Genomic DNA, 7,429 nt, shown 5'->3' with positions numbered 1-7,429 from the left:
GTCCTCCTTGCTGCGTTGCGGATTTCGCCCCGCGCTGCGCAAAAGCCCCGCCGCTTCCGGAATTCGGCCGCGCCGGCGCTTTTCCGTGTCATGTGCGGGATTGCGCGTCACCGTCACCGTCACCGTCACCGCGCGGAGCGTGCACGACGGCGGGGCACGCCCGCCGCTGCCAGCTTCCTCTCGAGTTGCCCGGCTGGCAACAGATCGGCCCAGACCCAGCGGACCATGCCGTTTCCCAATGCCCGAACCCGGTTCTCCCGCTCCTTTTCGTCAACCACAGCCTGCGAGGCGGTCCGGCCTTTTAGATACTCGGGCTTAACGTACTTTTCGACGCCGTCAAATTCCCCCGCCACCCGCACTCCGTCCCAGTAATAGTCCGTGTAGCCCACGAGTCCTGAAGCGTCGCGAAATTCCTGCTGGAGCTCCGGTGTCTGGAACCCGGCCACCCACATGAGGGCCCGGCTGTATGACTCGCCGGCCGATCCGGACCGCGGATCGGCAAACTCCACCGCTGTCCGGATCCGCCGTGCGGCGGCCGCGCTGTAGTTGCCCTCGATTCCAGCCAGAAGCAATTCCTTGGTGAGGGCTGGCAGTCGCTGCTCTACGTCGGGTTTCAGCACGTGGTCCACGGGCACCACGGCCTCGGCGAACGGTGTGAAGGCCGCGAGATCCAGCACCGTGCGAATTCTCCCGGTCACCAATATCCCGTCCCGCCGAACGCACTTCAGTCCGGCCAGAGGAGCGTAGTGGCGCATCACGCCTGCCCTGGACCGTCCGCCCTCGTTCTGAAGGGTCACCGCGTGGACGGGGTGCCGGAGTCCAACGGTTGGGATTCTCCATACAGAGGCAGCGGAATGCCGGGCAAAGATCGTTTGTGCAACAAAGGTCTCCGCGGCTGCACTTACCCGGATCCGGTACTGGTCCCACGGGGACAGGGCCCGCCATACACCGCCGTCGACGTAGACACCCTGCCGCAACCGGACCAGTGCACCCGAACGGCAACGCCTCGCTAACTCCTTGGAAGTCAGACCATGCTGGATGTGCTCGCGGGTGAGGATCAACCTCGGCAGTTCGGTCATGCAACGAAGGTCCCAGCCCCGAGACGGTCCCACCATGCCCCGGGCCGGCCATGTGGACAACTGACGCGCTTCCCGTCGTTCGCCGCGCACCCCGCGTCATCGACGCGGTTCCCGTTGCACGCGGCGCGAAAGCCCTGACGCGGCGGGTATTCGGGCGCGGAGAGTATTTGGCGCGTCACGGGGCTTTTTGCGCGCCGCCGGGCACGGGGCGCGTCGCTTGGCCAGTCATGTGCAGCGCTCCCCCATTTTGCGACTCGGTTCCCGTTGCACGCGGCGCGAAAGCCCTGACGCGGCGGGTATTCGGGCGCGGAGAGTATTTGGCGCGTCACGACGCTCGAGGCGCAGCGCCGGGCACGGGGCGCGTCGCTTGGCCAGTCATGTGCAGCGCTCCCCCATTTTTGCGACTCGGTTCCCGTTGCACGCGGCGCGAAAGCCCTGACGCGTCGGGTATTCGGGCGCGGAGAGTATTTGGCGCGTCACGGGGCTTTTTGCGCGCCGCCGGGCACGGGGCGCGTCGCTTGGCCAGTCATGTGCAGCGCTCCCCCATTTTGCGACTCGGTTCCCGTTGCACGCGGCGCGAAAGCCCTGACGCGGCGGGTATTCGGGCGCGGAGAGTATTTGGCGCGTCACGAGGCTCAAGGCGCAGCGCCGGGCATGGGGCGCGTCACGACGCTCGAGGCGCAGCGCCGGGCACGTTGCGCCTCACCAGGCTGGCGGAGGAAACGCCCCCAGCGCACGAGCGCGGCCGGAAGCGCCGCCCCCGTCCGAAACCGCAGCGGAAACGCGCCCGGGCTACTCCGCCGCGAGCACCCCGGCCACCGCGGCGGCCACGGCGGCCCGGATGCGTCCGTGCAGCTCCCGCAGCCCGTGCCGGTCCGTGCGCACCTCGACGATGGTCCGGCCCTCCCACGGCTCCGCCAGCGCAGCGGCAAGCTCCGCCGTCGTGCTGACCGAGCGGTGCGCGACGCCGTACGCCGCCGCGAGTGCCGCCAGGTCCACGCTGTGCGGAGTGCCGAAGAGGCGTTCGACGGCGGTTCCGTAGCGGCCCTCGGCCTCGACGGCGCCGTGCTCCAGCAGCCCGAAGATGGCCCCGCCGGCGTCGTTGAGGACCACAATCCGCAGATCGGGCTCCTGCTCCCCGGCGCCGAGGAGCAGCCCGCCGGCGTCGTGCAGGAAGGTGAGGTCGCCCAGCAGCACCGTGGTTTCCTGCCGGCCGGCCAGGGCGATGCCGGTGGCCGTGGCGAGGGTCCCGTCGATGCCGGACAGGCCGCGGTTGGCGAAGACGACGGCGGCCGGCTCGGGGGCGGGTGCGCCGGCGAGGTCGACGTCGCGGATGCCGTTGGAGGAGCCCAGTACGAGCTGCCCGCGGGTGTGTTCCCAGACCAGGGCGCCGACGGCGGGCCCGGTCGCGGCAATCCCGGTCCCCGCGGCAGGCCCCGCCGCGGCAGGCCCCGCCGCGGCAGGCCCGGCCGCAGCAGTGCCCGACAGGACCACGTCCACGGCGTGCTGGGCGGCGGCCCCGGCCAGGAGCCAGGCATCGAGCCAGGCCGCGGAGCCCCGGCCGGCAAAGTCGGCGAGGTCGGCCAGGTTGTCCAGCGGCAGTTCGGTGCGGCGGCCGGGCTCGTACCAGGCCACGGGCACCGGCTGGTAGAGGGCTGAGGGGACGTCGGCGCGGGCCAGCAGGGCGCCCACCGGCCGGGAGAGGGTGGGTCGGCCAAAGAGCACCACGCGCTCGATCGGCTGCGCGGACTCCGGGCCGAACGCCTCGAGCAGGAGCCGGTAGGGTCCCACCGCGTTGGGCCCGAACCGCGCGTTGGAGGACGGCTCGGCCAGCAGCGGCAGGCCGTGGGCGCGGGCGAACGCCTCGGCGACCGGGCCGGCGTCGTGCCCTGCCAGCACCACGGTGCGCCGTTCCGGCAGGCCGGCCGGGGCGGGCGGGAAATCGAGGGCCAGCGGGCTGCGGGGCGCGCGGTAGACCCGGCGGCCGGACTCGGGCGGGAGCCTGTCGCCGGGGGCGGGAACGAGCGGGTCGCGGAAGGCCAGGTTGAGGTGCACCGGCCCGGGCGGGGTGTCCTCGAACGCCCCGGTGGCGGCGCTGAGCGCGGTCTCGACGGCGCGGCGCGGGTTGTTGCCGGCGGGCACGTCCGTGGCGAAACGGACATGCTCACCGAAGATGTCCAGCTGCACGGTGGTCTGGTTGGCGCCGGTCCCGCGGAGTTCCTCAGGGCGGTCGGCCGAAATCACCACGAGCGGGACGGCGGCGTGGTTGGCCTCCATCACCGCCGGCAGGAGATTGCCGACGGCGGTCCCGGAGGTGGTGAGCACGGCCGCGGGCGCCCCCGTGGCGAGGGCCAGGCCCAGGGCGGTGAAACCGGCGTCGCGCTCGTCGATCCGGACCAGCAGCTCGACCCGCCCGGCGGCGTCGGCCTCAGCCAGGGCGTAGGCCATCGGTGCGGAGCGCGAGCCCGGCGCCACCACCACGTAGCGCACCCCCTCCAGCAGCAGGGCCGCGACGGCCATCCGCGCGGCATCCAGCGCGCTCAGCTCCCCCGGGCTCACATGTTCTCCGGCGTCTCGATGCCGAGCAGGTCCAGCCCCTCGGACAGCCGGCGCAGCACCAGGGCGCACAGGGCCAGCCGCGATTCCCGGACCGAATCGTCGGACTTCAGCACGGGGCACTGGTCGTAGAAGGCCGTGAAGAGCTGGGCGAGTTCGAACAGGTACGTGCACAGCCGGTGCGGCTCCAGCGCCTCGCGCACCTTGTGCAGCGTCGCACCGTAGTCGAGCAGGTGCAGGGCCAGGGCGCGTTCGGCGGGTTCGACGACGGCGATCGGCGTCGCCGGCGTGCCGCCGAGGGCGCCGCCAAATGCGGTGCCGGTCCCGGCGGCGTCCAGTGCCGTGTACCGCTCCAGCACGCCGGCCTTGCGCAGGATCGAGCGGATCCGCGCGGCGGCGTACTGCACGTAGGGTCCGGTGTTGCCGCTCAGGGCCAGCATCCGGTCGAAGTCAAAGACGTACTCGGTGTCGTGGCCCACGGAGAGGTCGGCGTACTTGACCGCGCCGATGCCCACCTGCCGGGCGGTCACGGCGCGTTCGGTCTCGGTGAGTTCGGGCCGGCTGGCGTCGATGACGGCGCGGGCGCGGTCCACGGCCTCCTCCAGCAGGGCCATCAGCTTGACCGGGGCGCCGGAGCGGGACTTCAGGATCTTCCCGTCCTCCCCCAGCACGTTGCCGATCTGCACGTGCACGGCCTCCACCGTGTCCGGCAGCCACCCGGCTTCCCGGGCCGTGGCCATGACCATGCGCAGGTGCATGTTCTGCGGCGCGCCCACGACGTACAGGACGCGGTTGGCCTCGAGCTCTCGGACCCGGTACCGGATGGTGGCGAGGTCCGTGGTGCCGTAGCCGTAGCCGCCGTCGGACTTGCGGATGATCAGCGGCATGGGCTCGCCGTCGCGGCCCGTGAAGCCGGCCGGGAAGGTGCACAGGGCGCCGTCGCTGATGCGGGCGATGCCGCCTTCCTCGAGTTCGTGGCAGAGCTGCGCCAGGTGGGCGTCGTAGGAGCTTTCGCCGGCGATGTGGTCGTCGGTGAGGCTGATGCCGAGCATCGAGTAGATGGCGTTGAAGTAGCGTTTGGACTGGGCCACGAGCCGCTGCCAGACGGCGAAGGTTTCCTCGTCGCCGCCCTGCAGCGCCACCACCCTCAGGCGCGCGCGGCTGGCGAAGCCGTCCTCGTCGGTGGCGGAGGCGTCGAACTTGGCGCGGGCGGCCTGGTAGAACGCGCTGGGGTCATCGACCAGCAGCGCCGCCTCCGGGGAGTCCTCGCCGATCTCCAGCCAGTGCTCGATCAGCATGCCGAACGGGGTGCCCCAGTCGCCGATGTGGTTCTGCCGGATCACGGTGTCCCCCAGCGCCTCGAACACCTTCACGAGGCTGTCGCCCACCACGGTGGTGCGCAGGTGGCCGACGTGCATTTCCTTCGCGACGTTCGGGGAGGAATAGTCGACGACGACGCGCTGGGCTTCCGCTGCCGGCACGGCCGGGGCGCCGGGAGACTGGGCGTTGAGCAGCTCCTCGATCCAGGTCCCGTCAAAGGTGAGGTTGATGAAGCCGGGTCCGGAGATCTCCACCGCGGTGCAGATCCCGTCCAGGTCCAGGGCCCCGACGATCCGGGCGGCGGCGTCCCGCGGCGGCATGCCGACCTTCTTGGCCAGCGCCATGGCGGCGTTGATCTGGATGTCCGCAAACTGCGAGGGCCGGACCACGGGATCCGTGCCGCGGTACTCTTCGCCGAACGCGCTGGCAATTGCTGCCTGGACTCTGGGGACAACCATTTCGGCCGGATTATTCACACTGTTCAAATTATCAGTTCCGCACACCCCAGGCTCCCCCGCCCCAGAAGCAACGCAGAAGCAACGCGGGGTCAGATACCGCCCATCAAGGCCCCCACCATGGGCCGGATCTGACCCCGCGTTGCTGTGTAGGGGCGGCTAGGCGATGACGTAGCGCTGCATCATATCCATGTCCTCGTGCTCGAGGATATGGCAGTGCCATACGTAAAGCCCGGTGAACGAGGACTGGAAAGCGGTCACGGAGCCGCCAGCGTTCGCGCCGAAGGGTACAACGATTCGGGTGACCTCTCCCGGCATGGCTATGACGGTGTCCTTCCACCCCTGTTCGTTTTCGGGAGGTGCCAGCGGGCCGCCTCTCAGGAACGCGGCAACGGGTGGTGGCGGGAAGGAGCCGGTGTTGTGCATCAACGGTTGCGGGCCGTAACTGGCGGCCATGTATCCCGCGGAGTCGAACTTCTGCCGATTGAGCACCTGGAACTGGGTGAAGTGCAGGTGGATCGGGTGAGCGTCGACGGTGGTGTTGACCAGATCCCACTGTTCGAGGGTGTCTGTGCCGACGGTTGTGGTCGCGTCCGGGGCCTCAAAGGTCCTGTTGTTCAGCAACGCCATCACCGGAGAACCAAACGCGTTGAGGTTTTCAACCATCGTCATGGTGCGGACGACTGCAACCGGCCGGGCCGCGGTGGCCAGCGGCGTGATGGGTACGGTACGCAGAGTTGCAGGCAGCGGCGCTGTCCACCCGGGTGCACTTGTCACCGTGAATTGCATGATCTCAGGAAGGGGCATACCGCCCCGTCTGACTGCGCGCGGACCTCCAGGGAACGGAACACGGGCGTCATTAGTGAGAACGACCTTGGCGCCTGGCTTCAGCCCGGCGAAGTCGATCACGATGTCGGCCCGTTCACCGGGGCCGAGCAGCAGGGTTTTCAGGGGAACGGGAGCGTTGAGCAGGCCACCATCCGAGCCGATCTGGAAGAGCGTGTTGGCAGGGCCGGCGGACTTGAGACTGAGATTGTAGAAACGGGCATTGGAGCCGTTGTAGACGCGGAACCGGTACTTGCCCTGGGCGACGTTGAGGTTCGGCCATGCCTTGCCGTTTACCGTTGCGACGTCGCCGAAGAATTCGGGGGCCCAAGGTCGGCCGGAGGTCCCGGGATTGGCGTTGGGCGGGTAGAGGAAGGTGCCGTCGCCGTTGAACATGCGGTCCTGGATTATCAGCGGCTCCTCGAACGGGGCAGGTGGCAGTCCGGTGGTGCCGTCGCCGGGGTCGTCGCCGTTGCGAATCAGATAGCCGCCGGCAAGTCCCGCGAACACGTTCAGCCTGGTGATGCCCATGGCGTGATCGTGATACCAGAGACCGGCAGCCTCCTGCGTGTTCGCGTAGTGGTAGGGCCTCGATTCGCCGGTCACGAAGGTGTCGGTTGGGTCGCCGTCGTTGCCCGGGCTGGTGTTCCCGCCATGCAGGTGTGTGGAGGCCCGTGGGGCGGTGGCGTCGGCGGGGACGGTGCCGGCGAGGTGGTCGTCGATCGCGGAAGCCAGCGGATGCGCGCCGAGACTGTTTAACATTGTCAGGTCGAACGGGACACCCTGCTTGGCCACGATGACGGGGCCCAGGTAGGTCTGCGAGACGGTACCGCCCCGGTAGGCATACGTCGGTGTAGCGGCCATCGCACTGTGGAATTGGTGAGTGGCGTTGACCATCTCGATGGTTGCGCTGCCACCGCCCGTGGCATCGATGACGCCCAGTTCCGCCAGCGTCGGCAGCTGCTCGGTGAAGGCAGTGACCCCCGCCGGAACGGCCGCAGAGGCTGTCGATGTGATGACCGGCGCCAGTAACATCCCTGCACCGGCCGCAGCACCGGCCTCAAACAGGGTTCGCCTTGTGATGTCCATGTCATGTACCCCCCACCTAGTCCATTTACCTGAATGAGTCGAAGGATACGGACAAAACAGTGTCAACGCAGGAGTACCGTTTGCGCGGGTTTGGACAGACCCCAC

The 7,429-nt window shown here is 69.3% G+C and carries 4 protein-coding genes; all 4 read right to left on the bottom strand.

The genetic code is table 11. The annotated features are described in order from the left end of the window. Positions 1-125 precede the first annotated feature (125 nt). Entirely contained in the window at positions 126-698 is a 573-nt protein-coding gene (locus ACZYX4_RS17050; RefSeq protein WP_463878135.1) for a hypothetical protein, read from the bottom strand. 1,173 nt (positions 699-1,871) lie between these two features. Continuing rightward, positions 1,872-3,599 (bottom strand): 2-succinyl-5-enolpyruvyl-6-hydroxy-3-cyclohexene-1-carboxylic-acid synthase, encoded by a 1,728-nt coding sequence (menD, locus tag ACZYX4_RS17045; protein WP_463878138.1) that lies wholly within the window; start codon positions 3,597-3,599, stop codon positions 1,872-1,874. A gap of 35 nt (positions 3,600-3,634) precedes the next feature. Then, complete coding sequence (argS, locus tag ACZYX4_RS17040) at positions 3,635-5,413, bottom strand: arginine--tRNA ligase (protein WP_463878132.1); 1,779 nt, start codon at positions 5,411-5,413, stop codon at positions 3,635-3,637. A 156-nt stretch (positions 5,414-5,569) separates the two neighbouring features. Further along, the gene (locus ACZYX4_RS17035) at positions 5,570-7,324 is read right to left on the bottom strand and encodes a multicopper oxidase family protein (RefSeq protein ID WP_463878129.1); all 1,755 of its coding nucleotides are present in this window, start codon (positions 7,322-7,324) and stop codon (positions 5,570-5,572) included. Positions 7,325-7,429 lie beyond the last annotated feature (105 nt).

The sequence above is a fragment of the Pseudarthrobacter leeuwenhoeki genome (assembly GCF_055412885.1).
Note: the sequence above shows the minus strand (reverse complement) of the source record. Positions and strands in the feature narration are given on the sequence as shown.

Bases quoted from the DNA above. Each gene is read 5' to 3' on its own strand.
- menD (WP_463878138.1), bottom strand. From the start codon at position 3,599: ATGGCCGTCGCGGCCCTGCTGCTGGAGGGGGTGCGCTACGTGGTGGTG.
- argS (WP_463878132.1), bottom strand. From the start codon at position 5,413: ATGGTTGTCCCCAGAGTCCAGGCAGCAATTGCCAGCGCGTTCGGCGAA.
- ACZYX4_RS17035 (WP_463878129.1), bottom strand. From the start codon at position 7,324: ATGGACATCACAAGGCGAACCCTGTTTGAGGCCGGTGCTGCGGCCGGT.